The organism is Mycobacterium sp. IS-3022 (assembly GCF_001500065.1).
Lineage (GTDB): Bacteria > Actinomycetota > Actinomycetes > Mycobacteriales > Mycobacteriaceae > Mycobacterium.
Window position 1 is genome coordinate 75,281 of record NZ_LQIN01000003.1, and the last position, 25,695, is coordinate 100,975.

General features: G+C 67.6%; 25 protein-coding genes and 1 pseudogene. 10 read left to right on the forward strand and 16 right to left on the reverse strand.

The genetic code is table 11. The annotated features are described in order from the left end of the window. The first annotated feature begins 143 nt into the window (after positions 1–143). Positions 144–860, forward strand: coding sequence for a siderophore-interacting protein (locus AU188_RS04535; protein ID WP_059162538.1), 717 nt, complete (start codon positions 144–146; stop codon positions 858–860). Here the strand turns inward: AU188_RS04535 and AU188_RS04540 are convergent. The 4 genes from AU188_RS04540 to tap all read right to left on the reverse strand — a co-directional run bounded on the left by AU188_RS04540 (position 832) and on the right by tap (position 5,471). Continuing rightward, entirely contained in the window at positions 832–1,452 is a 621-nt protein-coding gene (locus AU188_RS04540; protein ID WP_059162539.1) for a TetR/AcrR family transcriptional regulator, read from the reverse strand. The two genes, AU188_RS04535 and AU188_RS04540, sit on opposite strands and share 29 nt — an antisense overlap. Further along, positions 1,452–2,693, reverse strand: a complete 1,242-nt coding sequence (locus AU188_RS04545; protein WP_059162540.1) for a cytochrome P450 — start codon at positions 2,691–2,693, stop codon at positions 1,452–1,454. The genes AU188_RS04540 and AU188_RS04545 overlap by 1 nt, the downstream gene beginning before the upstream one ends. Before the next feature lie 122 nt (positions 2,694–2,815). After that, positions 2,816–4,180, reverse strand: coding sequence for an FAD-binding oxidoreductase (locus AU188_RS04550; RefSeq protein ID WP_059162541.1), 1,365 nt, complete (start codon positions 4,178–4,180; stop codon positions 2,816–2,818). Positions 4,181–4,241: 61 nt separating this feature from the next. Continuing rightward, a complete protein-coding gene (tap, locus tag AU188_RS04555) occupies positions 4,242–5,471 on the reverse strand; it encodes a multidrug efflux MFS transporter Tap (RefSeq protein WP_059162542.1) in 1,230 nt (409 codons plus the stop codon). A 75-nt stretch (positions 5,472–5,546) separates the two neighbouring features. Here tap and AU188_RS04560 point away from each other — a divergent pair, with 75 nt between their 5' ends. Beyond that, positions 5,547–6,371: a uracil-DNA glycosylase gene (locus AU188_RS04560; protein ID WP_059162637.1), complete on the forward strand. Its 825-nt coding sequence runs from the start codon at positions 5,547–5,549 to the stop codon at positions 6,369–6,371. Here the strand turns inward: AU188_RS04560 and AU188_RS04565 are convergent. After that, positions 6,346–6,939 carry a TetR/AcrR family transcriptional regulator gene (locus tag AU188_RS04565; RefSeq protein WP_059162543.1) on the reverse strand — a complete coding sequence of 198 codons (594 nt, stop codon included), beginning with the start codon at positions 6,937–6,939 and terminating at the stop codon, positions 6,346–6,348. The two genes, AU188_RS04560 and AU188_RS04565, sit on opposite strands and share 26 nt — an antisense overlap. Positions 6,940–7,017: 78 nt before the next feature. Here AU188_RS04565 and AU188_RS04570 point away from each other — a divergent pair, with 78 nt between their 5' ends. Both AU188_RS04570 and AU188_RS04575 read left to right on the forward strand, forming a co-directional pair. Then, a complete protein-coding gene (locus AU188_RS04570) occupies positions 7,018–8,244 on the forward strand; it encodes an FAD-dependent oxidoreductase (RefSeq protein WP_059162544.1) in 1,227 nt (408 codons plus the stop codon). Between the two features lie 7 nt (positions 8,245–8,251). Then, complete coding sequence (locus AU188_RS04575; RefSeq protein ID WP_059162545.1) at positions 8,252–9,289, forward strand: LLM class flavin-dependent oxidoreductase; 1,038 nt, start codon at positions 8,252–8,254, stop codon at positions 9,287–9,289. A 13-nt stretch (positions 9,290–9,302) separates the two neighbouring features. Here AU188_RS04575 and AU188_RS04580 read toward each other — a convergent pair whose 3' ends face one another. The 3 genes from AU188_RS04580 to AU188_RS04590 are packed head-to-tail and all read right to left on the reverse strand — an operon-like array spanning position 9,303 to position 10,748. Continuing rightward, positions 9,303–9,746, reverse strand: a complete 444-nt coding sequence (locus AU188_RS04580) for a nitroreductase family deazaflavin-dependent oxidoreductase (protein ID WP_082686489.1) — start codon at positions 9,744–9,746, stop codon at positions 9,303–9,305. Between the two features lie 10 nt (positions 9,747–9,756). Beyond that, entirely contained in the window at positions 9,757–10,194 is a 438-nt protein-coding gene (locus tag AU188_RS04585; RefSeq protein ID WP_059162547.1) for an HIT family protein, read from the reverse strand. Positions 10,195–10,247: 53 nt separating this feature from the next. Then, a complete protein-coding gene (locus AU188_RS04590; protein WP_059162548.1) occupies positions 10,248–10,748 on the reverse strand; it encodes a DNA-deoxyinosine glycosylase in 501 nt (166 codons plus the stop codon). 34 nt (positions 10,749–10,782) lie between these two features. Here AU188_RS04590 and AU188_RS04595 point away from each other — a divergent pair, with 34 nt between their 5' ends. Genes AU188_RS04595 through AU188_RS04605 form a run of 3 tightly spaced genes read left to right on the forward strand, consistent with a single transcriptional unit; the run spans position 10,783 to position 13,813 of the window. Continuing rightward, positions 10,783–11,901 carry an adenylate/guanylate cyclase domain-containing protein gene (locus AU188_RS04595; RefSeq protein ID WP_059162549.1) on the forward strand — a complete coding sequence of 373 codons (1,119 nt, stop codon included), beginning with the start codon at positions 10,783–10,785 and terminating at the stop codon, positions 11,899–11,901. A gap of 35 nt (positions 11,902–11,936) precedes the next feature. Then, on the forward strand, positions 11,937–13,352 hold the full coding sequence (locus AU188_RS04600) for an HNH endonuclease signature motif containing protein (protein WP_059162550.1): 1,416 nt from the start codon (positions 11,937–11,939) through the stop codon (positions 13,350–13,352). Between the two features lie 56 nt (positions 13,353–13,408). After that, positions 13,409–13,813, forward strand: a complete 405-nt coding sequence (locus tag AU188_RS04605; protein WP_059162551.1) for a hypothetical protein — start codon at positions 13,409–13,411, stop codon at positions 13,811–13,813. On the opposite strand, the gene AU188_RS04610 is transcribed toward AU188_RS04605, so the two are convergent. The 4 genes and pseudogenes from AU188_RS04610 to AU188_RS25215 form a co-directional block, all read right to left on the reverse strand. Further along, positions 13,797–16,007, reverse strand: a complete 2,211-nt coding sequence (locus AU188_RS04610; protein ID WP_059162552.1) for a heavy metal translocating P-type ATPase — start codon at positions 16,005–16,007, stop codon at positions 13,797–13,799. The two genes, AU188_RS04605 and AU188_RS04610, sit on opposite strands and share 17 nt — an antisense overlap. Further along, positions 15,997–16,914: a DUF8832 domain-containing protein gene (locus AU188_RS04615; protein ID WP_059162553.1), complete on the reverse strand. Its 918-nt coding sequence runs from the start codon at positions 16,912–16,914 to the stop codon at positions 15,997–15,999. Before AU188_RS04615 ends, AU188_RS04610 begins: the two co-directional genes overlap by 11 nt. Then, positions 16,914–17,120, reverse strand: coding sequence for a heavy-metal-associated domain-containing protein (locus tag AU188_RS04620; RefSeq protein ID WP_059162638.1), 207 nt, complete (start codon positions 17,118–17,120; stop codon positions 16,914–16,916). The genes AU188_RS04615 and AU188_RS04620 overlap by 1 nt, the downstream gene beginning before the upstream one ends. A gap of 76 nt (positions 17,121–17,196) precedes the next feature. Then, positions 17,197–17,286 (reverse strand): annotated as a pseudogene (locus AU188_RS25215) (methyltransferase type 11); the annotation flags it as partial. Positions 17,287–17,360: 74 nt separating this feature from the next. On the opposite strand from AU188_RS25215, the gene dtd reads away from it, so the two are divergent. Next, on the forward strand, positions 17,361–17,792 hold the full coding sequence (dtd, locus tag AU188_RS04625; RefSeq protein ID WP_059162554.1) for a D-aminoacyl-tRNA deacylase: 432 nt from the start codon (positions 17,361–17,363) through the stop codon (positions 17,790–17,792). Between the two features lies 1 nt (position 17,793). Here the strand turns inward: dtd and AU188_RS04630 are convergent, their stop codons facing one another. Next, a complete protein-coding gene (locus AU188_RS04630) occupies positions 17,794–18,681 on the reverse strand; it encodes an AIM24 family protein (RefSeq protein ID WP_059162555.1) in 888 nt (295 codons plus the stop codon). 38 nt (positions 18,682–18,719) lie between these two features. Between AU188_RS04630 and AU188_RS04635 the strand changes: the two genes are divergently transcribed. Continuing rightward, the gene (locus AU188_RS04635) at positions 18,720–18,923 is read left to right on the forward strand and encodes a hypothetical protein (RefSeq protein ID WP_059162556.1); all 204 of its coding nucleotides are present in this window, start codon (positions 18,720–18,722) and stop codon (positions 18,921–18,923) included. A gap of 165 nt (positions 18,924–19,088) precedes the next feature. Then, positions 19,089–19,649 (forward strand): ATP-binding transcription factor AbmR, encoded by a 561-nt coding sequence (gene abmR, locus AU188_RS04640; RefSeq protein WP_059162557.1) that lies wholly within the window; start codon positions 19,089–19,091, stop codon positions 19,647–19,649. 206 nt (positions 19,650–19,855) lie between these two features. On the opposite strand, the gene AU188_RS04645 is transcribed toward abmR, so the two are convergent. Genes AU188_RS04645 through AU188_RS04655 form a run of 3 tightly spaced genes read right to left on the reverse strand, consistent with a single transcriptional unit; the run spans position 19,856 to position 25,690 of the window. Beyond that, positions 19,856–22,024, reverse strand: a complete 2,169-nt coding sequence (locus tag AU188_RS04645; RefSeq protein ID WP_082686490.1) for a molybdopterin-containing oxidoreductase family protein — start codon at positions 22,022–22,024, stop codon at positions 19,856–19,858. 19 nt (positions 22,025–22,043) lie between these two features. Beyond that, positions 22,044–23,945 (reverse strand): ABC transporter ATP-binding protein, encoded by a 1,902-nt coding sequence (locus AU188_RS04650; RefSeq protein WP_059162559.1) that lies wholly within the window; start codon positions 23,943–23,945, stop codon positions 22,044–22,046. After that, positions 23,942–25,690, reverse strand: coding sequence for an ABC transporter ATP-binding protein (locus AU188_RS04655; RefSeq protein WP_082686491.1), 1,749 nt, complete (start codon positions 25,688–25,690; stop codon positions 23,942–23,944). Before AU188_RS04655 ends, AU188_RS04650 begins: the two co-directional genes overlap by 4 nt. Positions 25,691–25,695: the final 5 nt, after the last annotated feature.

Here is a 25,695-nt window from a genome sequence, read left to right on the forward strand (position 1 = left end):
GCCTCGCGCTGACGGGTTGATCGCAACATGCACGTGGTGCGAGCAATCAACCACTTAAGCACCCGCGGCCGCCTCCACACTGCGCTTCAGCCGCACGCGGCCTTAGGGTAGCCTAACCAGAACGGCGACACGGAGGGCCAGTTATGTCGGACAAGAAGCCAACGCGCGGTTTCCAGGGTGCGGTGCTCAAGCTGCTGCGCGCGGGCGACTATCAGCTGACCGTGACGGGTAAGCGGGAGATCAGCCCGCACTACCTGCGGCTGAGTTTCGATGCGGGCGGCATGCTCGAGGGTTCTCCGCTGCACCCGACGATGTGGATCCGCATGTGGTTCGCCGACGGCGAGAAACTGCATCAGCGTGGCTACACGCTGGTCGACCCCAATCCCGCGGCCGACACCGTCGACATCGAGTTCGCGCTGCACGACGGCATCGCGTCGCACTGGGCGGAGAACGCCCAACCGGGCGACTCCATCGAGGTGACGGTGCTGGGCAGCAACTTCACCCTGCCCGAACCGGCGCCTGCCGGCTACGTGATCGTCGGCGACACCGCATCACTGCCCGCGATCAACTCGCTGTTGACCGCGATCGGTGACGCCCCGGCCCGGGTGTTCCTCGAGGCCGGTCACGACGACGACAAGCAACTACCGGTCGCCCGCAGCACGGACGTGGTGTGGGTGGACCGCAAGAACGCCGGCGAGGCACTGGTGGAAGCCGTCGCCGCGGCGGCGTTCGACGCGCACGATCACTTCGGCTGGGTGGCATGCGACAACCGCACCACCCGCGCCGTCGCCAAGGTGTTCCGCGAGGAGTACAAGATCTCGAAGAAGTCGATCAAAGCGCAGGCTTACTGGGTGGCATGACAGCCTCCGCACGCGCGGAGGAAAGCTGACCCGGCAGCACGATCGGTACGACGAACTCCTCGAGCATCGACCGCTCGTCGTCCTCGTCATGGCCGGGGAACAGCATCAGCGAGGTCATCACCCGCACCAGCCACCGGGCGCGATGGGCAACCAACTCGGGGTCGTCGGGGCCCAGCGAGATGACGAACGCCTCGGTCAGCGCCTTGATGACCTCGGACTCCTCGGCCATCTCCGCACCGATCGGGCGCTGTGTCGTCGCGAACCACGATGCGAGAGCAGGACTTTCACGCACGTTCCGCAGTGAGGCCAGCATCCCCTCGATCAGGCGTTCGCGCGGATCCGTCAGCGCGTTGATCTGCTCGGTCATCTCGCGGTACAGCCGGTAACTCTCCCGGTGCACATAAGCGGTGTACAACGCGTCGCGGTTTTCGAAGTATCGGTACAGCGTTGCGCGTGAACACCCTGCCGCCGAGGCGATTTCGTGCATGCCAACGGTGGCGGCCTCTTTGTGCGCGAACAGTTCACCGGCCGCGTCGAGGATGCGGTCGGCGGCCACTTCGGTGCGCCGCGCGGCCAGCCAGTCGCCGCCCATCAGGTATTCACCACGAACGGCACGGACAGCGGTCGACGTACGTAACTGCCGCCGGCCCAGACGATTCCGCTCTCGTCGACCTCGAAGTCGGGAATCCGCGTCAGCAGTTCGGTCAGCGCGACGCGAGACTGCATCCTCGCCGCCGCCGCGCCGAGGCAGTGATGCGCACCATGACTGAACGTCAGGATGTTGCGGGGCTTGCGGGTCACGTCGAGTTCGGCGGCGTCGGCGCCGAACTGGCGCTCGTCGCGGTTCGCCGAACCGTAGAGCAACAGCACCCGCCTGCCCTCGGGGATCGTCGTACCGGCCACCTCCACGTCGCGGGTCACGGTGCGGGCCAGTCCCTGCACCGGCGACGTCATGCGCAGGAACTCCTCGACGGAATCCGGTATCAGCTCGGGGTTTTCCACCAGCAGACGACGCTGGTCGGGCCGCTGATGCAACAGCTGCACCGACCCGCCGAGCATGCCGGTGCTGGTGTCGTTACCGCCGGTGACCATGGTGAAGGTGAACGCCAGGATCGACAGCACACCGGCGATGTCACCGTCGGCGCCCACCCCGGCGGCCACCAGATGCGAAACCGTGTCGTCCTCCGGTTCGACGCGGCGGCGTTCGATCAGCTGCGTGAAGTAGGCCATCATCTCGGCGAGCTTGTCGCCCAACGTCTCCAGCGCCCCGCCGATGCCGCCGTCGGCGGTGTTGGCCGCGACGATCGCGTCGGTCCACCCGTCGAACTGGCCGCGGTCCTCCTCCGGAACGCCGAGATAGTGCGCGACGACCATCGACGGCAGGGGCTTGAACAACTCCGCGACGATGTCACCGCCGCCGTTTTTCCGGATGTTCTCGATTCGCTCGACGACGTACTCGCGCACCTTGGGCTCGACCGCCTCGACCTGCCTCGGGGTGAAACCGCGCGACACCAGCTTGCGGAACTCGGTGTGCACGGGCGGGTCCTGCATGACCATCGGCGGATTGTCGGCCAAGCCGATGAGCTCCAGTTCGCCGTAGTTGACCGTGAGCCCCTGCGCCGACGAGAACGTCTCGTGGTCGCGCGCGGCGGCCCAGATGTCGGCGTGGCGCGACATCACGAAGTAGTCGTCGTTCGGCCGGTCCTGCGGCACCACATGGTGGACGGGATCATGGTCCCGCAGCGCCCTGTACATCGGCCACGGATCAGTCCAGGTATCGGCGTTCGCGAGCTGGAATCGAACCGGCGTGCCGTGAGACAGAGTAGCCGTCATGTCTCATTGGTACGACAGAAACCGAGACCATGTCAATAGGCAATCTCCCGCGAACAGACGCGGACTGCCTCTTTTCGCGGCATTTCGGGGCAATTCACCTCTGCTCGCGACAACTAAGACAACTAAAAAGCCGCGCCCGGGTTCAGAATCCCGTCCGGGTCCAGCGCCTGCTTTATCCGCCGGTTGAGTTCCATCGCCTCGGGGCCGATCTGCCCGGCCAGCCACGGCCGCTTGAGCCGGCCGACGCCGTGTTCGCCGGTGATCGTGCCGCCGAGGCCGACGGCCAGATCCATGATCTCGCCGAACGCCCGGTGCGCGCGTTCGGTCATCGCGGCATCGGCGGGGTCGTAGACGATCAGCGGATGCGTGTTGCCGTCGCCGGCGTGCGCGATCACCGAGATCAGCAGTTCGTGATTCGCCGCGATCTTCGCCACGCCGCCGACCAGATCAGCCAACGCGGGCAACGGAACTCCGACGTCCTCGAGTAATAGCGAGCCCTTCAACTCGACGGCGGGAATGCAGAACCGCCGGGCGGCCACGAACGCCTCGCCCTCGTCGGGGTCCGATGTCGAGAACACCTCCTTGGCGCCGTGCTCGGTGAAGACATCGGCCATGAACCGGGCATCCTCGGCGCCGGATGGGCCACGGTCATCGGAGGCGGCCACCAGCATCGCGGCGGCGGAGCGATCCAGGCCCATCTTCAGCTTGTCCTCGACGGCGTTGATGGCCGCCGAGTCCATGAATTCCAGCATCGAGGGCCGGATTTTGGACGTGATCGCGACGACGGCCGTCGCGGCCGCCTCGACCGAGTCGAAGCTCGCCACCACCGTGCACGCCGCCGACTGTGCCGGCAGCAGTTTCAGCGTCGCCTCGGTGACCACGCCGAGCGTGCCCTCGCTGCCGACGAACAACTTGGTCAACGGGAGCCCGGCGACGTCCTTGAGCCGCGGACCGCCGAGTCGCACCGCGGTGCCATCGGCCAGTACTACCTGTAGTCCGAGCACGTAATCCGTTGTGACGCCGTACTTCACGCAGCACAGGCCGCCGGCGTTGGTGGCGACGTTGCCGCCGATGCTGCAGATCTCGAACGACGATGGGTCCGGCGGATACCACAGCCCGAACTCCGCCACCGCCTTCTTGACTTCCGCGTTGAGCAGACCGGGCTGGACGACGGCGGTGCGGGTCACCGGGTCGACGGTGATGTCGCGCATCTTCTCGGTGGTCAGCACGATGGCGCCGTCGAGGGCCGACGCGCCGCCGGACAGGCCGGTGCCCATCCCGCGCGGCACCACCGCGACCTTGTGGGCGGTGGCCCAGCGCAGCACGGCTTGCACGTCCTCGGTGCTGCGGGGCCGAACCACCGCGAGCGGTGTGCCCGCGGTCGGGTCGAAGGCCCGGTCATGCCGGTAGGACCCCAGGATGTCCGGATCGGTGACGACGCCACCCTCGGACAGCGCGTCGATGAGATCGGCCAGGGTGGACTCCACACGCCAATCGTACGAGCAGCCTGTGCGGTTGCGACCCGGCCGCGATGGGAGCGTTGAGCGGTCAGACCGTCGGCGGCCGGTCGAGTTCGCGTAACGCCGACAGGAACACCGCGACGATTCCGAGCAGCAGCATGGGCAGTGCCAGCGCCAGGAAGGTCACGTGCAAGCCGGCGGCGTCGGCCAGTGGGCCCGCCACGATCAACCCCAGCGGCCCGGCGGCGTAGGCCAGCGATCCCATCACCCCGACCACCCGGCCGCGAAGATGCTGCGGCGCCCGCGTCTGCATGACGTAGTTGTAGATCGGGGCGATCGGCCCGTAGACCAGCCCGACGATCGCCGACAGCACAAGGATGACCGGCAGCGGCGGCAGGAACGCGATGACCGTCATCGCGACCCCCAGCGTCAGCACGGCGGCCAGCATGGTCACCCGCCGGCTCACGTACTTCGACGACACCGCGTAACCGAGCGCACCCACCAGACCGCCGACGCTCAACGCCATCAACACCCAACCGAGATGCGCCGGTTCGTTGCGGTCGGTGAAGTACTTCGGGAACAGCACGCTCTCCATCGGCATGTACAGGCCGGTGGCCGCCAGGTCGACGAACGCCAGCGTGCGCAACACCTTGTTGTGCCAGACGAACCGCAGGCCCTCGACGATGCCCGCCCACACCCCGTCGGGCAGCGAGGCGCGGTCGGGCCTGCCGGTGCCCTCCAGTCGCAGGAGGCCGATCGCGACGATCGACAACCCGAAGGCCAGCGCGGTGACCCACATGGTGTTGATGCCGCCCAGCGTCGCGATCAGCAGGCCGCCGATGCCGGGACCGACGATGTAGGCCAGGTTGAACACGGCCTCGTAGACGCTGTTGGCGCGGTCCAGCGTCCACCCGGCGCGGGTCGCCGCCTCGGGCAACATCGTCTCGCGCGCGGTCATCCCCGCCGGGTCGAAGAAGGCGCCCAGCCCGGCCAGCACCGCGAGCACCGCGACGTTGACGGCCTCCACGCCAAAGGTCAGCGCCAGTACCGGGACCGCGGCCACCGACAGCGCGGACAACGCATCGGAGATCATCGAGACCAGTCGTCGGCCCAGATAGTCGACCGCGGCGCCGGCGATCAGCGTCGCGATCAGCAACGGCAGCGTGCCCGCCATCGCCACGATCGAGGCCTCCAGCGCAGAGCCGTTGCGCTGCAACACCAGCCACGGAAACGCGATCAGCGATATGCCGTTGCCTGCACCGGCCATCAGCGCGGCGAACAGGATCAACAGAAGGGGGCCGCGCCTGCTGTGCGTCATGGTTACCGCCGCAGAATGTAGCAGCGGCCGGGGCCGACCGGCATCCGAATTTTGCGCGCGGGCAAAGTGGTGGGCGTGCAGCTGCCTCACCCACGGACCGGTGCGCGGTTCGCCTCGCCGGTGCCTCCCGGCTCGGGCTGGCCCGGCGATCCGGCGACGCCGCACACCGCGGTGGCGTCGACGGCCGCGCACGTGACGTCGATGGCCGCGGCGGTGCGGTCGCTCGACGAGCTCGACGCCGCGGTGTCGGTGTGCCGGGCCTGTCCGCGCTTGGTGGAGTGGCGCGAGGAGGTCGCCGTCGTCAAGCGCAAGTCGTATGCCGACGAACCGTATTGGGGCCGTCCGGCGCCCGGCTGGGGAGCGGCCCGGCCCAGCGTGTTCATCGTCGGGTTGGCGCCCGCGGCGCACGGTGCGAACCGGACGGGCAGGGTGTTCACCGGCGACCGGTCCGGCGACTTTCTGTACGCGGCGCTGCACCGGGTGGGCCTCGCCAATCAATCGGTCTGCGTGGACGCCGGAGACGGCTTGGTGCTCAACGAAACCCGGGTGGCCGCGTCGGTGCGTTGCGCACCGCCGGGCAATGCGCCGACACCGGCCGAGCGCGCGACGTGCGCCCCGTGGCTGGACGCCGAATGGCGGCTGACGGCGCCGTACGTGCGGGTGGTCGTGGCGCTCGGCGGGTTCGCGTGGCGCGCGGCGCTGCAGATGCTGCGCACCGGCGGCGTGACGGTGCCGACACCCGCGCCGAAGTTCGGCCACGGCGCCGCCGCCGAGCTCGGCGACGTCGCGCTGATCGGCTGCTATCACCCCAGCCAGCAGAACACGTTCACGGGCAAGCTGACGCCGCAGATGTTCGACGATGTGTTCCGGCAGGCTAAGGCGCGAGCGTCCGCCGGATAGTCGCGAACTGCGCGTCGGCCAGCTCCGGTAGGGCCGTGACGGGAAAGTCGTCGTAATGGGCGAGCGTCCATTCGTCGAACACCTGCAGGATCCGGAAGATCAACTCCGCCTGCAACGGCTCGGGAAGGTCGGTGCGGACCGCGCCACATCGACGGCCGATTCGCAACACCTCCTGCACCCAGTCCCGCACGGCGTCGAGCGCTCCGCTGACCGCGGATCTGGCGGGGTCGGGCGCCTGCAGGTAGAACATCCGCCCCAGCAGCAGGAACTTCTGCTGCCGTTGCGAGACCAGCACGAGGTCGGTGAAGAACCGTTCGAGTCGTGGCCAAAATTGCTCACCGGCGAATTCTTCGGCCGCGACGACCGGTATATCCGCCGCCACATCCGTGATCAATTCCCGCACGACGAATTCATAGAGTTCGGCTTTCGAGGACAGGACATAGTAGAACGAGCTCTTACTCATCCCGCACCGCTCGATGATGCGGTTGAGCGACGCCTGTTCGTAACCAGCAGAACCGAATTCGGTGGCGGCCACCTCGACGAGCCGTTGCCGTCGCGCTGCCGGCATGCGTCCGATCCGTCCCGAGGTCACGGTTCAGGATAACAAAGTGGACCGGCCGGTCCACACAATGGTACGGTGAAAAATATGTTGAGTCCGACGAGCCTTGAAAAACAATATGAACAGGCGGTCACCGACGCGCTGCGGGTTTTGGTGGTCGGCGCCGGCACCGCCGGGGTCACGGCCGCGCAACTGCTGCGCCGCGACGGCCGCCACCCGGTGCTGATCGAGCGCGCCGAGAGTTCGTCGGCCCAGGGTTACATGCTGGCGTTGATGCCGATGGTGGACGCCGCGCTCGACGACCTCGGTGTGCACGAGGCGTACCGGGCGGCCAGCACCCCGCTCGGGCGGTACGCCGTCCACGGGCACACCGGTCGCAAGCTGCGTGAGGACTCGATGTCGGCGATTCTCGCCCGCTTCGGCGACTACCGCGGCATCGGGCGTGGCGAGCTGATCGACGTGCTGTCCGGCGAGGGCGGCGCGGCCACGTTCGGTTCGACGGTTACCGACCTCATCGAACGCCCCGATGAGGTTGAGGTGACGGTGTCGACGCCCGACGGCTCGCACCGGTTGAACTTCGATCTCGTGATCATCGCCGACGGAATACATTCGGGCACCCGTCAATTCGTGCTGGGGAAGCGGTCGGTTCAAGTGGTCGACACCAAATGGGGCGGCTGGGTGGTGTGGGCGCCCGAAGACGCTGACTCCGATCTCGGTGAAGAATGGTGGGGCGCCGGCTATTTCGCCGGTCTGTATCCCGTCAAGGGGGAAGTCGGCGTGTTCTTCGGGGGCCCACGGGCCGACACCGCCGCCGGCCCGGCGTCGTTCGTCGCCAAGACGCGCCGCCAGCTCAGAGATGTCAGCCCACGGTTGCAACGGGCACTGACGGCGGTGCTGGACGACCCGGACCCCTATTACTGGTCGCTCACCGACTGCCGCGCACCCGATTGGACCACCGGGCGCACGGTCCTGCTCGGCGACGCGGCCGCAGGGTTCCTGCCGACCGCCGGTATCGGTGCGGGGATGGCGATGGAGTCGGCCTGGGTGCTCGCCGCGATCCTGCGCCAATCGGGCGGTTCAGCGCTTGCCGAGCTCTTGCGCGCATACGAACGCCTGCAGCGGCCGCGGGTCGAGGCCGCGCAGGACAATTCCCGTCAACTCGCGAACCTGATGTTCCACCGCAGCCGCGTCCTGACGGTGATCCGCGAGCTGGCGATGCGCTTCGTCAGCGTCGAACGCGCGCTCGGGCCCATCAAGAAGTTGTTACAGGAGCAACCCGATCCGCGGGAAGCCATCCGCATAGGGCAGTGTTGACACTGAAATGCGCTTATCAGTTCTCGATCTCGTGTCGGTGCGCACCGACCAGTCGACCTCGGACGCGCTGGCGGCGTCGACCCGGTTGGCGCAGACCGCCGACCGCCTCGGTTACACGCGCTACTGGGTAGCCGAGCACCACAACATGCCCGCGGTGGCGGCGACCAGCCCGCCGGTGCTCATCGCGCACCTGGCCGCGCATACCGAGCAGCTCCGGCTCGGGTCCGGCGGGGTGATGCTGCCCAACCACGCACCGTTGGCCGTGGCCGAGCAGTTCGCGCTGCTCGAGGCCGCCCACCCCGGGCGGATCGACCTGGGCATCGGCCGCGCACCCGGATCCGACCCGGTGACGTCGATGGCGCTGCGCGGCGCCGCCGGCCGCGACGATCGTGACATCGAGGCCTTTCCCGACTACCTCGACGACGTCGTCGCGCTGATGGGTGCGCGCGGTGTGCGGGTGCCGATCCCGAATCAGCGCTACATCCTCAAGGCCACGCCCGCGGCGGTGAGTGAACCGAAACTGTGGCTCCTGGGTTCGTCGATGTACTCGGCGCACCTGGCCGCAGCCAAGGGCCTGCCCTACGTGTTCGCCCATCATTTCTCCGGCCAGGGCACCGCGGAGGCGTTGGCCGTGTACCGCTCCGAGTTCCGGCCCAGCGAGCTGGCATCCGAACCCGTCACGTTCCTCACCGTCAACGCGGTCGTTGCCGAAACACGCCAAGAAGCAACGGCTTTGGCGTTGCCGAACCTGCAGATGATGGCGCGGCTGCGAACGGGCGAGCCGCTGGGCCCGCTGGATCTCGTCGAGGACGCCGAGCGGCAGGAACTCGCGCCGCATGCACAGCGAATCGCCGAAGCCGCGTTCGGGCGCGCCGTCGTCGGCGATCCGTCAGAGGCCGCCGATCAGATGCGCGCGCTGGCCGACGAGTTCGGAGTCGACGAGGTCATGGTCAATCCGGTGGCCTCGGCACGCCGCGGCACCGATCCGGCGACCGCGCCGGCGCGCGAGAAGACGCTGGAATTGTTGGCCAAGGAGCTGTTCTGAGAGCGCGGGCCTTCTACGGCGTCAGCTTGACCACCGGGATCGGCCGCGTGGTGCGCTTCTGGTACTGGTTGTAGCGGTCCTTGTTGGCCTTCATGTTGTTGACGATCTGCCACAGCCGCGCAAAGTCGGGATCGTCGCGGGTGACCGGCGTGGCCGTCACCTTGATGCGCTTGGGTCCGACGTTGATCTCGACGTTCGGGTTGGCCTTGAGATTGTGGTACCAGCCCGGTGCCTTCGGTTCACCACCTTTGGACGCGACGACGAGGTAGTCGTCGCCGTCGCGGACATAGGCGAGCGAATTGGCCCGCTGCAGACCGGTTTTCGCGCCGACCGTGTGCAGGATCAGCATCGGCGGCGCACCCGGAATCGTGTGCCCGATCCGGCCGTTGGTGCCCTTGTAGAGCCTGTCGTGCAGTAACAGCATCGGATATCCGACGTACTTCTCCCACCAGGGCATGCTCATGACGTCAGTCTTGCGCAGCGGAGTCCAGTTGCGCCAGGGCCTCACGCAGCAGGCGGCCGGATTCCTCTCGGTCCGGGTCGCGGCGCAGCAGCATGTTCTTGGCGAACGACAGCTTGTCGCCGCTCTGCCGGGGCAACACGTGCAGATGAATGTGGAACACCGATTGAAATGCGGACTTGCCGTCGTTGATCACCACGTTGTTGCCGTCCGCGTGCAGCCCCGACCTGCGCGCGGCCCGGGCGATGCGCTGACCGATCCGCGCCATCGCCGAGACGGTCTCCGGCGGCGTGTCGGTCAGGTCGACGGTGTGCCGTTTGGGGATCACCAGCGTGTGGCCGCGGGTGAAGGGGCGGATGTCGAGGATCGCGAGATAGTCGTCGTCCTCGTAGATGCGGATGGCCGGCGCCTCGCCGGCAACGATGGCGCAGAACACACAGGACATCCCGCCACGGTAGCCGCCGGACCGCGGCGCTCACCGTCCGCCTTGTCCTTCGGCTAACGGCGTGCGGTGATGGCTTCGCGCCAGATTGCGAGCTTGTCCACATAGCGCATGGTCTGCGCCGGGCTGGTCGACGGCAGTCGCCGGTGGGGCAGGTCAGGTGCGGCGGAAACGAGTCTGGTGAAGTTCTTCTGCGCCGCGGCGCCGTTGAACAGCACGAGCGTGATGCCCGGATGTTCGGCGAAGAAGCGCTGAAAGTTGTTCGGCACCATGCTGTCCGGCTTGACCGCGGAATCCAGGCTGCCTTCGCGCCGGCAGGACCGCAGCACATCCCAGACGGCGATCTGGTGAGCCGTCAACGCGGCACACCGCTGCTCGTAGGGTGCGTCCGCGCTGAATCCGAGAACCTCACCGACGATGCGCCAGAAGGCATTGCGCGGATTTCCGTAGTACTGCGCAGCGGCCAGCGACATCACGCTGGGCATGTTGCCCAGGATCAACGTGCGCACCCCTTCGGCGACGATCGGCGGCAACCCGTGCAGCACCGGCGAACCCATGCTGCGATGATCGCACGCGGTATACGTTGAGCCGGTGGCCGATGACTTCGACGCCGACGCGTCCGGGTTGCTGGACGGACTCGAAGGTGCGGCGCGCGCCGAACGCGCCGAGCTGATTCCGTGGCTGTTGGGCAGGGGCATCTCGGTCGAGGAGATCCGAAATGCCTACCTGCCAATGCTGCTCGGTGCGCGTCGAGTGCTCGGTGACGATGGTGTGTACGTTTCCGCGAGAGAAACCAGCGAGAAGACCGGCATCGATCTCGACCTGTTGCAGCGCATCCAACATGCGATGGGCTTGCCGACCGTCGACGACCCCGATGCGGCTGTCCACCTGCGTGCCGACGCCGAAGCCGCGGCCTTCGCGCAGCGGTTCATCGAGATCGGCATCCTGCCTGAGCAGATCGTTCAGATAACCCGGGTGCTCGCCGACGGGTTGGCCAAGGCGGCCGAGGTGATGCGCTACGCGGGGTTGGCTTCGGTTCTCGACCCGAGCGCGTCGGAACTCGTCATCGCCGAGAACGCCGAAGCCCTCGTGCGCACCGCCGACCCGTTGCTCGGACCGATGGTCCAGGATTTGTTGCGGTTGCACCTGCGCCATCTCATGGAGACCGAGGCGATCACGGCCTCCGAGCGGGCAGCGGGTCAACGGCTGCCCGGTGCCCGGCTCGTGACGATCGCGTTCGCCGATCTCGTCGGCTTCACCCGGCTCGGCGAGGCCGTTCCTCCCGAAGACCTCGAACGGCTCGCCCACCGGCTCTTCGATCTCGCGCACGAGGTTTCTGCGCCGCCGGTGCGGTTCGTCAAGACGATCGGCGACGAGGTGATGCTCGTCAGCACCGAACCGGTGCCGTTGTTGGACGGCGTGCTGACGCTGCTCGAGCGGACCGACGACGACGAGGATTTTCCCCGCCTCCGCGTGGGCGTGGCGACGGGTATGGCGGTGAGCCGGGCGGGCGACTGGTTCGGCAGCTCGGTCAATCTCGCCAGCCGCATCACCGGTGCTGCGCGGCCGGGTTCGGTCCTGGTCTCCGAAGCGACCCGCGACGCCATCTGTGACGACGAGCGGTTCGCGTGCTCATTCGCCGGCGCGCGGCACCTCAAGGGTTTCAAGTCCGACGTGAAGCTGTTCCGAGTGCGCAGGACGGATGACTGACAGATCTTGTCGGTGACTCGAACTATTGTTCGAATATGGTCCAAGAGGGCTGGCCACAACAGGATGTTCGCGCGGTTTACGACGAGCTCGAGTCGGCGCTGCAGAAAGCAGCCGACGTGTCGCTGGACGCGCTGAGACCTGCTGAGTTGGTCGCCTTGCTCGCGAGACGGGAGCGATTGTTCAGCGCGTTGCCCGTTGTCGATCACGCGGTCATTGCCCGGTTGGTGGCAGACGACGACCCGAAGGCGTTGGGGGCGTCGTCATGGCCGGAGGCGTTGGCCACGACTTTGCGGATTTCGCGCGCGGAGGCCAAGCGGCGGATCGGTGCGGCGGCGGTGTTGGGTCCCCGGCGGGCGTTGACCGGTGAGCCGTTGGCCCCGGTCCTGGAGACCACGGCTGCCGCGCAGGCTCGCGGTGAGGTGGGCGCGGAACATGTGCGCATCATCGAGGAATTCTTCATTCACCTGTCGGCGCATGTGAACTATCAGGCCCGTGAACTGGCGGAGGCCGACCTGGTGCGCGCCGGATGCGGTTTGCGGCCCGAGGAGTTGCGCAAAGTCGCCGACCGGCTGACCCAGCTGCTCGACGAGGACGGTGTTCCGCCCGATGAGGCCGAGCGCGAGCGTGCCCGCAAGCGCTACCTCGAGATCGGCCCGCAGGGCCGCGACGGGATGAGCCGCCTGCGCGGATTGCTCGATCCCGAGACCCGCGCGGCGCTCGACGCGGTCTTGGCCAAGCAGGCCGCGCCGGGGATGTGCAATCCCGATGACCCCGACCCATGCGTCGATGAACCCGCGTGTGCTGAGAACCAGGTCAGCGACGGGCGCTCGCAGGGGCAGCGCAATCACGATGCCCTCACCGCCATGTGCCGCGCGCTACTGGCCTCCGGGCAATTGGGCCAGCACAACGGAATGCCGTCGACCATCGTGGTGTCCACCACCCTCAGAGAACTGCGCTCGGCGGCCGGGCTCGCGGTCACCGGGGGCGGAACCTTGTTGCCGATGGCTGATGTGATCCGCATGGCCGCCAGCAGCGACCACTATCTGGTGATCTACGAAGACCACCGCGAGGTCCCGATGTATGTGGGCCGGGCCAAACGCTTGGCCACCCCCGGTCAGCGCATCGTGTTGCACAACCGCGACGGCGGCTGCACCAAACCTGGCTGTACCGCGCCGGCCTACTGGAGTCAGGTTCATCACGCCCTCACGGACTGGGCCCACGGCGGCAACACCGACATCACTGATCTGACCCTCGCCTGCGGACCGCACAACCGGCTCGTCACCAACGGCGGCTGGAGGACACGGGTCCGCGACGACGGGCGCATCGAATGGCTACCCCCACCCGACCTCGACACCGGCCAAACGCGGGTGAACAACTACCACCACCCCGAGAAGTACCTCGCCCCCGAAGAGACCCCCGAGGACCTCCCCAGAGACAGCGAAGGACCGTAGGGGACAACCGCTCTCATTTCGGATCCGAGGTCGTGGCAGTGATCTACCATCCAGGCATGAGCCGGGTCGTCAAAGCTGTGCTGACCGCGCTACTCGTCGCGCCCTGCGGCCTCCTGGCCCCAGCGCAGGCCCAACCGCCACCCCCGGCGTGCGGTTACACGCTGTCGCCGCCACAAGTCGTGAACACCGGAGGCGTGAGCAAGGTGACGGCGACCGTCTCGTTCGACGCTTGTGGGGCTCCGTTCCGGCCGGCGTACAGCGTCGCCTGTGTCCACATCGCCGGGCACGATTCGCAGGGGCAGTGCACGCAGGCCAGGGGGCCGGCCGCCGCGCGGGTGTACCTGGAGCCGTATCGGCCGGGCGCGACCTATATCGCGAGCGGACGCGGCTGCGGCAAGGTCTTCGAGGATGCGCTGGAGCCGAACTGTCAGATGCTGGGGCCGATCAACGCGACGCTGTAGCGGTGAAGCGGCGCAGCCGAAGGCTGTTGCTGACGACGAACACCGAACTGAACGCCATCGCCGCGCCGGCGATCATCGGGTTCAGTAGACCCGCCGCCGCCAGGGGAAGCGCTGCGACGTTGTAGGCGAAGGCCCAGAACAGGTTTCCCTTGATCGTCGCCAAGGTCCTGCGGGACAGGCGAATCGCATCGGGGACCGCATTCAAATCGTCGCGCACCACTGTCAGGTCGCTGGCCTCGATCGCGACGTCGGTGCCGCTGCCCATCGCGAGCCCGAGGTCGGCCTGCGCGAGCGCCGCCGCGTCGTTGACGCCGTCACCCACCATCGCCACCACCTTGCCATCGGCCTGCAGGCGCTTCACGACGTCGACCTTGTCTTGCGGAAGCACTTCGGCGATGACGTCGTCGATACCCACGTGTCTGGCGATGGTGTGGGCTGCCGCCTCGTTGTCGCCGGTCACCATGATCGGCGTCAAACCCAGCGCGCGGAGCCGGGAGATCGCTTCGGCCGACGTCGGTTTGACCGTATCGGCGACCACCAGCACGCCACGGATCGTGTCGTCCCAGCCGACGACGACGGCGGTGCGGCCCTGCGACTCCGCTTGTCGGACCGCCGCTTTCAAGGAGCCGGGGAACTCGTGCGACGTCAGCATCTGCTGCCGTCCGACTGTGACGTCGCGGCCCTCGACGAGCCCGCTCACGCCCAGACCGCGTCGGTTGGCGAAGTCCTCGACCGACGGCAGATCACCGACCTTCTCCCGCGCGCCCTTCACGATGGCCCTGGCGATCGGATGCTCCGAGCCGTTCTCGACCGCGCCTGCCATCCGCAGTACCTCGTCGGGCTGTTCGTCTTCGGTCACGACATCGATCAAGGTCATCCTGCCGGTGGTGATCGTTCCGGTCTTGTCCAACACGATCATGTCGATGCGCCGCGTCGACTCCAGCACCTCGGGTCCCTTGATCAGGATGCCCAGTTGCGCGCCGCGGCCGGTGCCGACCATCAGGGCGGTCGGTGTGGCCAACCCCAGCGCGCAAGGGCACGCGATGATCAGCACCGCCACCGCCGCGGTGAAGGCTGCCGCCACCGATCCGCCTGTGCCCAGCCAGAAGCCGAGGGTCGCCACCGCCAAGGCGATCACGATCGGCACGAACACACCCGAGATCCGGTCGGCCAGCCGCTGCGCCTGCGCCTTACCGTTCTGGGCGTCCTCGACGAGGCGCGCCATCTGAGCGAGCTGGGTGTCGGCGCCGATCCGCCGCGCCCGCACCACGAGCCGGCCGTCGACGTTGACCGTTGCGCCGACGACCTCATCGCCGGGGCCGACCTCGACCGGCACCGACTCGCCGGTGAGCATGGACGCGTCGACCGCCGAAGCGCCCTCGACCACCACGCCGTCGGTGGCGATCTTCTCGCCGGGCCGGACGATGAACTCGTCGTCAACGGCCAGCTGGCCGAGCGGAATCCGTTGTTCTCCACCGCCTCTACGCACCACGACGTCTTTGGCGCCCAGCTCCAGCAGCGCGCGTAGCGCCGCGCCGGCCCGCCGCTTCGAGCGGGCTTCGAAGTACCGTCCGGCGAGGATGAAAGTGGTCACCCCGGCGGCGACCTCGAAGTAGACGCTGCCGGAGCCATCGGTGCGCGAGAGGGTCAGCGAGAACGGATGCGTCATCCCCGGTGCGCCGGCCGTGCCCCAGAACAGCGCATAGACCGACCAGCCCAGGGCCGCAACGGTTCCCATCGAGATCAGTGTGTCCATGGTGGCGCTGCCGTGCCGCAGGTTCGCCCACGCCGCGCGGTGGAACGGCCACGCGCCCCACACCACCACCGGCGCCGCCAGTGTCAGCGACAGCCACTGCCAGTTGGTGAACTGCAGCGCGGGGATCATCGCCATCGCGATCACCGGAACCGTCAGCGCCAGCGAGACGAGCAGACGGTGCCGCAACGCGGCGGTCGGGTCGTCTTCGGCGACGGCCTCCTGCACATCCGGCAGATGCGCCTGATAGCCGGCCTCTTCGACGGTGGCCACCAACGCGTCGGGCGTCACGTCCCCGCCGTACTCGACGCGCGCCTTCTCGGTCGCGAAGTTGACGGTCGCCGTCACCCCGTCGATCTTGTTGAGCTTCTTCTCGATTCGGTTCGCACACGACGCACACGTCATGCCATCGATCGACAGTTCGATCGTGTCAGTGGCCATGGCCGACTCCGCCGTGTTCTCGGGTGGGGGAGTGCTGTTGTCCGGACGGGTCGACCGACACCGTGAACTCGGCCGTGCGGACCTCGTCGCGGTGCCTGAAGTCCAAGAACAGCCGGTACTCGCCCGCACTGGGGAACGTGGTGTGGAAATCGACGGTCGGGCCTGCGGGCGTGACTCCGTCGCCGGGTTCTCCGATCGGATGCACGTGCAGGTATGCGAGGTCCGCCGCCCGCAACGCCACCAGATGACCGTAGGCGCCCAGGTACGGTTGCAGATCGTCGACCGGGGTGCCGTTGCGGTTGACCGTCAGCGCGAGAGTCGACGGCTCACCGGCTTTCGGTGTGCCGCGCAGCGTCACGGTGTAGTCGTCGACCGTCGACGACGCGTCGACCGCGGGCAACGGCCGCGGCTGGTACGGGCCGGGCACGTGCACGTTGGCGCTCAGGGTGAGCGCGGGCCCGCCGGCGGGCACGAAATCGGCGAACACCCGGTAGTCACCCGCGCGGCTGAAATCGACCGGAACGTTCCACGTTCCACGGTCGTCGAGCACCGGATGCAGATGCTGAAATGCGGTCAAGTCGTTGCGAACCACGATCAGATGCAACAACTTTTCGTGGGACTCCTCGAAGTGCGACACGGGCGCGCCGGCGTCGTCGAGGATGCGGAACCGCAGCGGCGAACCCGGCTCCGCGGAGAGAATCGACTGAGCCAGCGCGAGGGTGTAGCCGTGCTGGCTCGCCTGCAATCCGCCGGGCGGTTGCGCAGCGGTGCCGGCGTCGTGACCGGCGGGCTGGGCGGGCACCGTGATATCGCCCTGCGGTCCGAACGACTTGCCCACCCACACCGCGACCGCGAACACCACCGCGAGTGCGGTGAGGAAGGCGGCGATCCGTGGCCCGGTTTTCATCAGCTCGCCAGCCGGTAGCCGGCCTCTTCCACGGCGCTTCTGATTTCGGCCGGTTCGACGGCGGCGACGCTGTCGATGGTCACCGCACCGCTGGCGATGTCCACGTCGACGCTTCTCACTCCCGTGATCTCGCTGATCTCCTCACGCACGGATGTCGCGCAATGCCCGCAGGTCATGCCGGTGACGGTGACTGTCGTAGTGGTCATGACCCCGAGCATACCTATACCCCCGTGGGGTATGCAATCAGGTCTTGCATCGCGTCGTCGAGGTCGAAGGCCGTGACCTTCGAAACCATGCCGCCTCGCGGGTGTGCTGGTGTGCGGCCCGCACGGGGTTGTTCATCACCGCGCGCTCGATGCTGTTCAGCTTCATGCGGGCGAACTGTACCCCCGTAGGGTATGCCCTACCAGGCCTCCGTGTCGGCGAGCGTGGCAGCATCGGCAGCCATGCGGGTTCTCGTTCAGCGGGTCACCTCTGCCGCGGTCACGGTGGACGGCGACGTCGTCGGCGCCATCCGGCCGGAGAGTCAGGGTCTGCTCGCGCTCGTCGGCGTCACACACGACGACGACGCCGCCAAGGCCCGGCGGATGGCCGAAAAACTCTGGCAGTTACGGATTCTCGATGACGAGAAGTCGGCGAGCGACGTCGGCGCGCCAATCCTGGTGGTCAGCCAGTTCACGCTCTACGCCAACACCGCGAAGGGCCGGCGCCCGGCGTGGAACGCGGCGGCGCCCCGTGCCGTGGCCGAACCGCTCGTCACGTCCTTCGCCGACGCGCTGCGCGGGCTCGGTGCCGATGTCGAGACCGGGGTGTTCGGTGCGCACATGACCGTCGATCTCGTCAACGACGGCCCGGTGACCGTGTTGCTCGAACTCTGACCTACTGCGTCGCGACCGGCGGGGCGCCTTCCGAGGGCTGAACGATGACGAAGCCCTGGCCGTGGAAGGACACCTGAACCGCCTCGCCGGAGCCTCGTCCGATCAGCGCGCCCGCCTTGAAGCTCGTCTTGAGCTGCGTCTGCAGATTCGCCGACCATGCCACCACCGCGTTCGTGTCGGCGAAGGTCGGCGCCTCGGCGGCGTTGAGCACGACCGGTGGACCGTCGGTGGTCAGCGCGACCCAACCGGTTCCGCGCAGGGTGGTGTTGAACAGCCCGCCCGTGGCGATGCTGCCGCCCTTCACCCGTTCGATGTTCCAGTCCAGGCTCGACGAGAACGCCAGCACGTTCTTGCCGCTGATCGACAGGCCGGAATTGGTCAGGTTCAGCAGGTGCACGTCGTAGGCCCGCTCGGCGAGGAACACGTCACCCTGTCCCTGACAACGCATGAGCGGCAAGCCTTCTCCGGTCAGCGCCTTCTTGAGGAACTTCGACGCGCCGCCGCCCTCGAACGCGAAGTCCACGTTGCCCTGATACGCGACCATCGATCCCTGCCGCGCCATGAACGGCTCGCCGAGGCGCACCCGCAGCAGTTTGGTGTTCTGGTTCGCGATGGGCTTGGCTTCCTTCTCGCTGAACCTGCCGTCGACGAGATCGCCGGTGATGCCGGCGAACCCGTCCGCTCCGGGCTGGCCGACCGTGCTCGCCTGGGGTGGTGGCGAGCCCTGCGGATGGCCTTGCGCGGCGGCCGGCGGCGGGCCACCCAGCGGTGCCCGACCGACTTGGCCCTGATGCGACACCTGATCGGTCCAGCGCTGCCCGTCCCACCAGCGGTACTCGTAGCGGCCCTCGGGATCCGGGCGCCAGCTTCCATTGTTCGGTGCGGTCATGGGCACCAAACTAACCGGACGGCTGGCATTCTTGGGCTATGGCAAAGGAAATTGACCGGGTGCGAGCGCAGAGCGCAGTGTCCGTCATCAAGCAGCATCCGGGCATGGTGTTGTTCGTCGCGTCGCCGGCGCTCCTCGTGGTGGGTTTGGTGTGGTGGCTGGTCAGCCCGGCGCTGGCCGTGCTGCTGTTGATCGGCATGGTGGTGGCAGGCGGCGCTGCGCTGCTGCTCAAGCGCAACTAGCCCAACCGATCGATGGGCGTCGGCCGGACGACCGTGTTCTGTCCGGCCGTGAGCCACCACTGCCCGTTGCGGCGCACCAGCTCAACATCGGTTGAGGTCAAGAAGGACGTTTCGCTCTGAGGCGAACCCCTGCCAGCCGGAGTGTAACGGTGTAATCATGTAATCATGAGACACAACATCCATGGCCGGCGCCGTCCGGGCGGCTGGCAACAGGCTGCGCAACCCGACGCCGGCGACGCGCCCGACTGGTTCGCCGGCAGGCTTCCCGAGGGCTGGTTCGCCGGTGATCCGACCGTGGTCGTCGACCGTGAGGAGATCACTGTCATCGGTCGCCTGCCCGAACCCGAGGGCGGCGAGAGTGAGGCGCGTGCATCCGGACGGGTTGCGCGGTTCCGCGAAGAGACCCGGCCCGAGCGGATGCGCATTGCCGACGAAGCCGAGTCGCGCTACGGACGCAAGGTGGCGTGGGGCGTCGAGGTGGGGGCTGGCGAAGCCGCCGAACGAATCCTGTTCACGCACTTGGCCGTTCCGGTCATGACGCGGCTGCGCCAGCCCGAGCGGCAGGTACTCGACACGCTGGTGGACGCGGGTGTGGCGCGGTCGCGTTCGGACGCGCTGGCGTGGTCGGTGCGACTGGTCGGCGAGCATGCCGAGGAGTGGCTGGACAAGTTGCGCGAGGCGATGCGCAACGTCGACGACTTACGCGCCGAGGGACCTGAGCTCTAGTGTGGGGACTCATCAGTTCGGCAGCAACATCTGGGGTGCTTGTACGCACGCACGTGGCCAGGGGGTGCTGGTCCGCGAAATGGTCCTAGCGCCGAGATTGCATTCAGGGTTGTGCTGATCTGAGAGAACGACCACAGCCGTGTGTGCAATCTCGAGCATAGGAAGCCAAAAACGGACCACACCGAACGCGCGCGAACATCTGGACACTAGCTCGTCGTCCGCTTCACGGCGACGAAGGCCGAACTCAGGGCCGACGTCTGCGACAGCGGATCCACCGGTCCGCCATTGATCAGCAGGTTGCGGTTGGCGCCGTAGGAGATCGGCTCGGCGCGGCCACGGGGATCGAAAACCCTTGAGCCCCAGCCGTGGTCGACGATGATCACGCCCTGTCGCGGCCGGTCGTTCACCACCGCCCTCAACTCGATCGCGCCGACGGGCGAGATGATGCTGACCAGATCGCCGTCGGTCACTCCCAAGTCGGCGGCGTCCTTCGGATGGATGACGACGTCGTTGCCCTTACCAGCCGGATGCAGGCCGGGCAGGTCGTTGAGCCACGAGTTCATCGAGTGCCGGTGCCTGCGGTTGGCCAGCTGGAACGGATAGCCGACGGGCGGCTCGGGATGCGGTCCGGCGAGCAGTTCGCGGGCCCGCGCGACGAACTCCGGCGGCGCGGCGTGCACCTTCTTGTCGTCGGTTCGCAGCGCGTCGCGAAAATGCCCGAATTCGCGAGGCCCCAACACCCAGCCGTGCGGATGTGATGTGACGTCGCGCCATTTGATCCGGCGTCCGTTGAACTTTCGTCCGGTTGCGACCACGAGCCGGTCGATCCAGTGCGGGCCGAACTCCAGGTTCGGCTTGCGGGTCAGCCGAGCCAACGCCCGCGTCGCCGTGATGAACCCGTTGAGGCCGCGGGCGCGGAACAGAGGTCTGCGCATCGCGATCGCCAGGTCGGTGAAGATGCGCCATTCCTCCCGGACATCCGGCGGCGGCTCGACGGCCTTGGCCCCGTAATGCAGATACGGCTCGTCGTGCATGTTGCTGGTGAACGCGAGCAGGTCACTGCGTTCGAGCCAGTGGGCCGCCGGCAGCAGCCAGTGCGCGTGGCGGTGGCTCTCGCGCTGGACGAAGTCGATGGCAACGAGCAGGTCGAGGTCGGCCAGCGCGCGGTCGAGTTTGGCGCCGTCGGGCCCGGAAACCACGGGATTGCCGCAGTTGATCAGCATCGCCCGGATCTGGCCGCGGCCGGGAGTGGTGATCTCGTCGGGCAATTCGCTGAGCGCGTGTGCGCCCGCGACCATCTCGCGGCCCAGCAGTCGGCTGTGGTGCGGCTTGGACTTGACCATCGCCGACATCCGGATCGCGTCGACGTAGCCGGGCTCGTAGCGACGCCCACCGGGGCGGTCCATGCGGCCGGTGATCACGTTGAGCACGTGCCCCAGCCACTCGGCGACGGTGCCGGTCAGGTGCAGTGAGACCCCGGTCCGGGTGACCACCATGGCTCCGCGCGCCGCGGCGAAGTCGCGGGCGACCTGCTCGATCCGGTCGCGTGCGACGTCGCACCGGGCGGCCAGATCATCGAGATCCGCATCGGCGACCAGTGCGCGCAGATCGTCCACGCCGGTGGCGAGTTCGGTGCAGTCGCCGCGGTGTTCGCGGCCCTCGTCGAGGATGACCTTCACCATCGCCAGCAACAGCGCCCAGTCCTGTCCGGGCCGCACCGCGAGGTGCACGTCGGCCTTCTCGGCGGATTCGGTGCGCAGCGGATCGACCACGACGATCGTGGCGCCCTGCTGTTGACGTGCGAGCGCGCGCCGCCACCCGCCGGGTACGGTCTCCAGCCAGTTCCACGCGCTCACCGCCGGGTTGGTGCCGACCAGAAGGAAGTAGTCGCAGTTGTCGATATCGGACACGGGCGCCATCAGGATCGACCCGTACATCGCGGCGGCCACGACGTGCATCGCGTTCTGGTCGACCGAGCCGACGAAGTAGCGGCTGTGCGTGCCGATCGCGTCCAGCCAGCCGTTCATGAAGATGATGTTCGACGACGAAAACCCCGATGGATTGCCGTAATAGACGCCGACCGCGTCGGGACCACCCGCCTCGATCGCGGCGTTCATCCTGGCGGCGATGTCGCTGATGGCCTCGTCCCAGGTGGCATCGACGTAGGAGTCGCCGACTCGGCGCATCGGGTGAAGGATCCGTCGCGGATGTTCGACGAGTTGGTGTGCGGTGCGTCCCTTGGCGCAGAAGTCCTGCCAGCTGTGCGGGTTCTGTTTGTCCGCGGCGATCTTGGTGACCCGGTTGTCGTCGACCGTCACCTCCAGGCCGCACGACGACAGGCAGTACCGGCAGAAGGTGTAGACCGTCTTGCTCATCATGGTGAGCGTACGGCGGTCAGGCCTGCGTCATGGACCAATAAGCACCACGCTTAGCCAGGAGTTCGGCGTGGTTGCCGCGTTCGACGATCCGGCCCGCCTCGAGCACCACGATCAGGTCGGCGTCGCGGATCGTCGAAAGCCGGTGGGCGATGATGAAACTCGTGCGGTCGCGGCGCAATTCGGCCATGGCGTGCTGGATCAGCAGCTCGGTGCGGGTGTCGACCGAACTGGTGGCTTCGTCGAGGATCAGCAGTCGCGGCCGGGCCAGCACCGCACGGGCGATCGTGATGAGCTGCTTCTCGCCGGCGCTGATGGTGCCGCCGTCGTCGCTGACATGCGTCTGGTACCCGTCGGGGAGCATGTGCACGAACCGGTCGACGTATGCGGACTTCGCGGCCGCGAGGACCTCCTCCTCCGACGCGTCCGGCCTGCCGTAGGCGATGTTGTCGTAGATGGTGCCGCCGAACAACCAGGTGTCCTGCAGCACCATCCCGATCCGCGACCGCAGCGAAGCCCTGCTGACCGTCGAGATGTCCACGCCGTCAACCAGTATCCGACCGGAGTCGACGTCGTAGAACCGCATCAACAGGTTCACCAGTGTGGTCTTGCCGGCTCCCGTCGGCCCGACGATCGCGACTGTGCTGCCGGGTTCGGCGATCAGCGACACGTTCTCGATGACCGGTTGGTCGGGGTGGTAGCCGAACGTGACGTCCTCGAACTCGACCCGTCCCACCATGTCCCGGCCATCGGGATGGAGGGCCGGATCGGGTTCCTCCTCCTCGGCGTCGAGCAGGTCGAACACCCGCTCGGCGCTGGCCACGCCGGACTGCATCGCGTTGTACATGCCGGCCACCTGCGTCAGTGGCTGGTTGAACTGGCGGACGTACTGGATGAACGCCTGGATGTTGCCGAGCGTGATCTGGCCGGTGGCCACCTGCAGTCCGCCAACCACCGCCACCGCGACGTAGCTCAAGTTCCCGATGAAGGTGGTGGCGGGCGACACCAGCCCCGAGAAGAACTGCGCGCCGAAGGCGGCGTGGTAGACGTCGTCGTTGCACTCTCGGAAGCGTTCCTGGGCGGCCGCGCGGTGGCCGAACGTCTTGACGATCGCGAAACCGCTGTAGGTCTCCTCGATGTGGGCGTTGAGCCGACCGGTGTTCGTCCACTGCGCGACGAACAACCGTCGCGACCGGCGCGCGATCACCCGGGTCGCCCACAGGGACAACGGCACCGTCACCACCGTCAGCAGGGTCAGCAAAGGCGAGATCGTCAGCATCATCACCAGTACCGAAAGCACCGTCAATACGGCCGTCATCAGCTGGCTGATCGTCATCGACAGCGAGGTCTGGATGTTGTCGACGTCGTTGGTCACCCGGCTGAGAACCTCGCCGCGTTGGCGAGAGTCGAAGTACGACAGCGGCATCCGGTGGACCTTGTTCTCGACGTCGGAGCGCAGCGTCACCATCGTCCGCTGCACCGCGACGATGAGAAGCCTCGCCTGCAGCCAGACCAGCAGCGCGGCAACCAGATACAGGCACAGCGCGAGGAGCAGGGTGCGGCCGACGGCACCGAAGTCGATACCGCGGCCGGGTACGACGTTCATTCCCGACAGCAGGTCGGCGAAGGTGTCGTCACCGCGGGCCCGCGCGGCCTCGATCGCCTGTTCCTTGGTGAGGCCCGCCGGCAGTTGGCGCCCGATAACACCGTTGAACAGGAGATCGGTGGCGTGCCCGAGGATTCGCGGCCCGACGACGCTGATCGCGATGCCACCGACACCCAGCAGGATCACCGCCGCGGTGAGGCCGCGCTGCGGCGTCAGCCGCTTGATCAGTCGGATCGCCGATCCGGTGAAGTCGCGGGACCGCTGGGTCGGTGGCTGCGCCGTGCCGCGGATCGGCCGCGCCATCGGTCCTGTCATTGCGTGTCACCAACTTCGGCGAGCGACTGGGAGTCGGCGAACTCGGCGTATTCGACGCATTCTGCGAGCAGGGTCTCGTGGGTGCCGATGCCGACGACCCGACCGTCGTCGATGACGACGATCTGATCTGCCTGCGTGACGGTGGAGATGCGCTGTGCAACAACGATGACCGTCGCATCCGCCGACACCTCGCGCAGCGCGGAGCGCACTCGAGTGTCGGTGTGCACGTCGAGTGCGGAGAACGCGTCGTCGAACAGGTACACGGCGGGTCGACGGATCACCGCGCGGGCGATGGCCAACCGTTGCCGCTGCCCGCCCGAGAAGTTCGCCCCGCCCTGCGCGACCCGCATGGCCAGGCCGTCGGCGTGCGCGCGCACGAAATCGTCGGCCGCGGCCACCCGTAGCGCCTCCCACATCTCGTGCTCAGTGGCGACATGGCCGGGCACCGCGCCCAGTTGCAGGTTGTCGGCGACGGTGCCCGAGAACAGGTAGCCGCGCTGCGGCACCAGGCCGATCACCGACCACAGGTGATCGGGGTCGTACTCGCGCACGTCGACGCCGTCTAGGCGAACCGAACCGCTCGTCACGTCGTACATCCGGCAGATCAGTGACACCAGCGTCGACTTGCCCGACCCGGTGGACCCGACCACAGCCGTCGTCGTACCGGGTCGAGCGGTCAGCGAAACATCTTGCAGGACGGGGCGTTCGGCTCCCGGATAGGAGAACGTCGCGCCCTCGAGCCGGATCTGTCCCTCGATCGTCGCCGGTCGGACCGGGTGCTGCGGGCTGGTGATGTGCGGTGAGACCGACAGCACCTCGGTGATGCGTTCGGCGCACACCGACGCGCGCGGGATGATGACGAGGAGGAACGTCGCCAGCAGAACGGCCATCAGAATCTGCATGAAGTAGGCCAGGAACGCGATCAGCGAACCGACCTGCATCTGTCCGGCGTCGATGCGTAACCCGCCGAACCAGATCAGTGCGACGCTCGAGACGTTGATCACCAGCGTCGTGGTCGGCAGCATCAGCGCCTGCCACCGGCCGGCCGCCAGTGCGGTGTCGGCCAAGGCGTGGTTGGCCACCGCGAACCGGTTGCGCTCGAACGGCTCCCGGGCGAACGCGCGGATCACCCGCAGACCCGCGAGCTGGTCACGCATCACCCGGTTGATCCCGTCGACCTGCCGCTGCATCCGGCGGAATATCGGCAGCAGGTGACGCACGATCCAGTAGTTCGCCACGGCCAGGATCGGCACACTGACCAGCAGCAGCCACGACAGGCCGGCATCCTGGTGCACGGCCATGAAGATGCCGCCGACCGACATGATCGGAGCGGTGATCAGCATCGTGCAGCTCAGCTGCACCAGAAGCTGGATCTGCTGCACGTCGTTGGTGGTGCGGGTCAGCAGCGACGGCGCGCCGAACCGTGCGGTGTCCTCCGTCGAGAACCCGGTGACGTGATCGAAGATCGCGGCACGCAGGTCGCGGCCGACGCCCATGCCCGCCCGCGACCCGAAGTACACCGCGCCGACCGCACACACCACTTGCAGCGCGGTGACCGCAAGCATCACACCGCCCAACTCGACGATCCTGCGCAGGTTGCCGGCCGTGACGCCGTCGTCGATGATCGCCGCGTTGACGGTCGGCAGGTACAGCGACGCCAGCGTGCTGACCAACTGCAGCGTGGCGACGGCGGCGAGCGGCGCCCGGTATGGCCGCGCGTACTGTCGCAGCAGCGCCCATAGCATCCCGT

Excerpts from the sequence above, each read along its gene's own strand:
- AU188_RS04575 (WP_059162545.1), top strand. The coding sequence starts at position 8,252 with ATGCGCTTATCAGTTCTCGATCTCGTGTCGGTGCGCACCGACCAGTCG.
- AU188_RS04620 (WP_059162638.1), bottom strand. The coding sequence starts at position 17,120 with ATGACCACTACGACAGTCACCGTCACCGGCATGACCTGCGGGCATTGC.
- AU188_RS04565 (WP_059162543.1), bottom strand. The coding sequence starts at position 6,939 with ATGCCGGCAGCGCGACGGCAACGGCTCGTCGAGGTGGCCGCCACCGAA.
- AU188_RS04585 (WP_059162547.1), bottom strand. The coding sequence starts at position 10,194 with ATGTCCTGTGTGTTCTGCGCCATCGTTGCCGGCGAGGCGCCGGCCATC.
- AU188_RS04610 (WP_059162552.1), bottom strand. The coding sequence starts at position 16,007 with ATGGCCACTGACACGATCGAACTGTCGATCGATGGCATGACGTGTGCG.
- AU188_RS04615 (WP_059162553.1), bottom strand. The coding sequence starts at position 16,914 with ATGAAAACCGGGCCACGGATCGCCGCCTTCCTCACCGCACTCGCGGTG.
- AU188_RS04645 (WP_082686490.1), bottom strand. The coding sequence starts at position 22,024 with ATGAGCAAGACGGTCTACACCTTCTGCCGGTACTGCCTGTCGTCGTGC.
- dtd (WP_059162554.1), top strand. The coding sequence starts at position 17,361 with ATGCGGGTTCTCGTTCAGCGGGTCACCTCTGCCGCGGTCACGGTGGAC.
- AU188_RS04635 (WP_059162556.1), top strand. The coding sequence starts at position 18,720 with ATGGCAAAGGAAATTGACCGGGTGCGAGCGCAGAGCGCAGTGTCCGTC.
- tap (WP_059162542.1), bottom strand. The coding sequence starts at position 5,471 with ATGACGCACAGCAGGCGCGGCCCCCTTCTGTTGATCCTGTTCGCCGCG.
- AU188_RS04580 (WP_082686489.1), bottom strand. The coding sequence starts at position 9,746 with ATGCCCTGGTGGGAGAAGTACGTCGGATATCCGATGCTGTTACTGCAC.
- AU188_RS04535 (WP_059162538.1), top strand. The coding sequence starts at position 144 with ATGTCGGACAAGAAGCCAACGCGCGGTTTCCAGGGTGCGGTGCTCAAG.
- AU188_RS04545 (WP_059162540.1), bottom strand. The coding sequence starts at position 2,693 with ATGACGGCTACTCTGTCTCACGGCACGCCGGTTCGATTCCAGCTCGCG.
- AU188_RS04600 (WP_059162550.1), top strand. The coding sequence starts at position 11,937 with ATGGTCCAAGAGGGCTGGCCACAACAGGATGTTCGCGCGGTTTACGAC.
- AU188_RS04630 (WP_059162555.1), bottom strand. The coding sequence starts at position 18,681 with ATGACCGCACCGAACAATGGAAGCTGGCGCCCGGATCCCGAGGGCCGC.
- AU188_RS04540 (WP_059162539.1), bottom strand. The coding sequence starts at position 1,452 with ATGGGCGGCGACTGGCTGGCCGCGCGGCGCACCGAAGTGGCCGCCGAC.
- abmR (WP_059162557.1), top strand. The coding sequence starts at position 19,089 with ATGAGACACAACATCCATGGCCGGCGCCGTCCGGGCGGCTGGCAACAG.
- AU188_RS04650 (WP_059162559.1), bottom strand. The coding sequence starts at position 23,945 with ATGACAGGACCGATGGCGCGGCCGATCCGCGGCACGGCGCAGCCACCG.
- AU188_RS04605 (WP_059162551.1), top strand. The coding sequence starts at position 13,409 with ATGAGCCGGGTCGTCAAAGCTGTGCTGACCGCGCTACTCGTCGCGCCC.
- AU188_RS04570 (WP_059162544.1), top strand. The coding sequence starts at position 7,018 with ATGTTGAGTCCGACGAGCCTTGAAAAACAATATGAACAGGCGGTCACC.
- AU188_RS04655 (WP_082686491.1), bottom strand. The coding sequence starts at position 25,690 with ATGCTATGGGCGCTGCTGCGACAGTACGCGCGGCCATACCGGGCGCCG.
- AU188_RS04590 (WP_059162548.1), bottom strand. The coding sequence starts at position 10,748 with ATGGGTTCGCCGGTGCTGCACGGGTTGCCGCCGATCGTCGCCGAAGGG.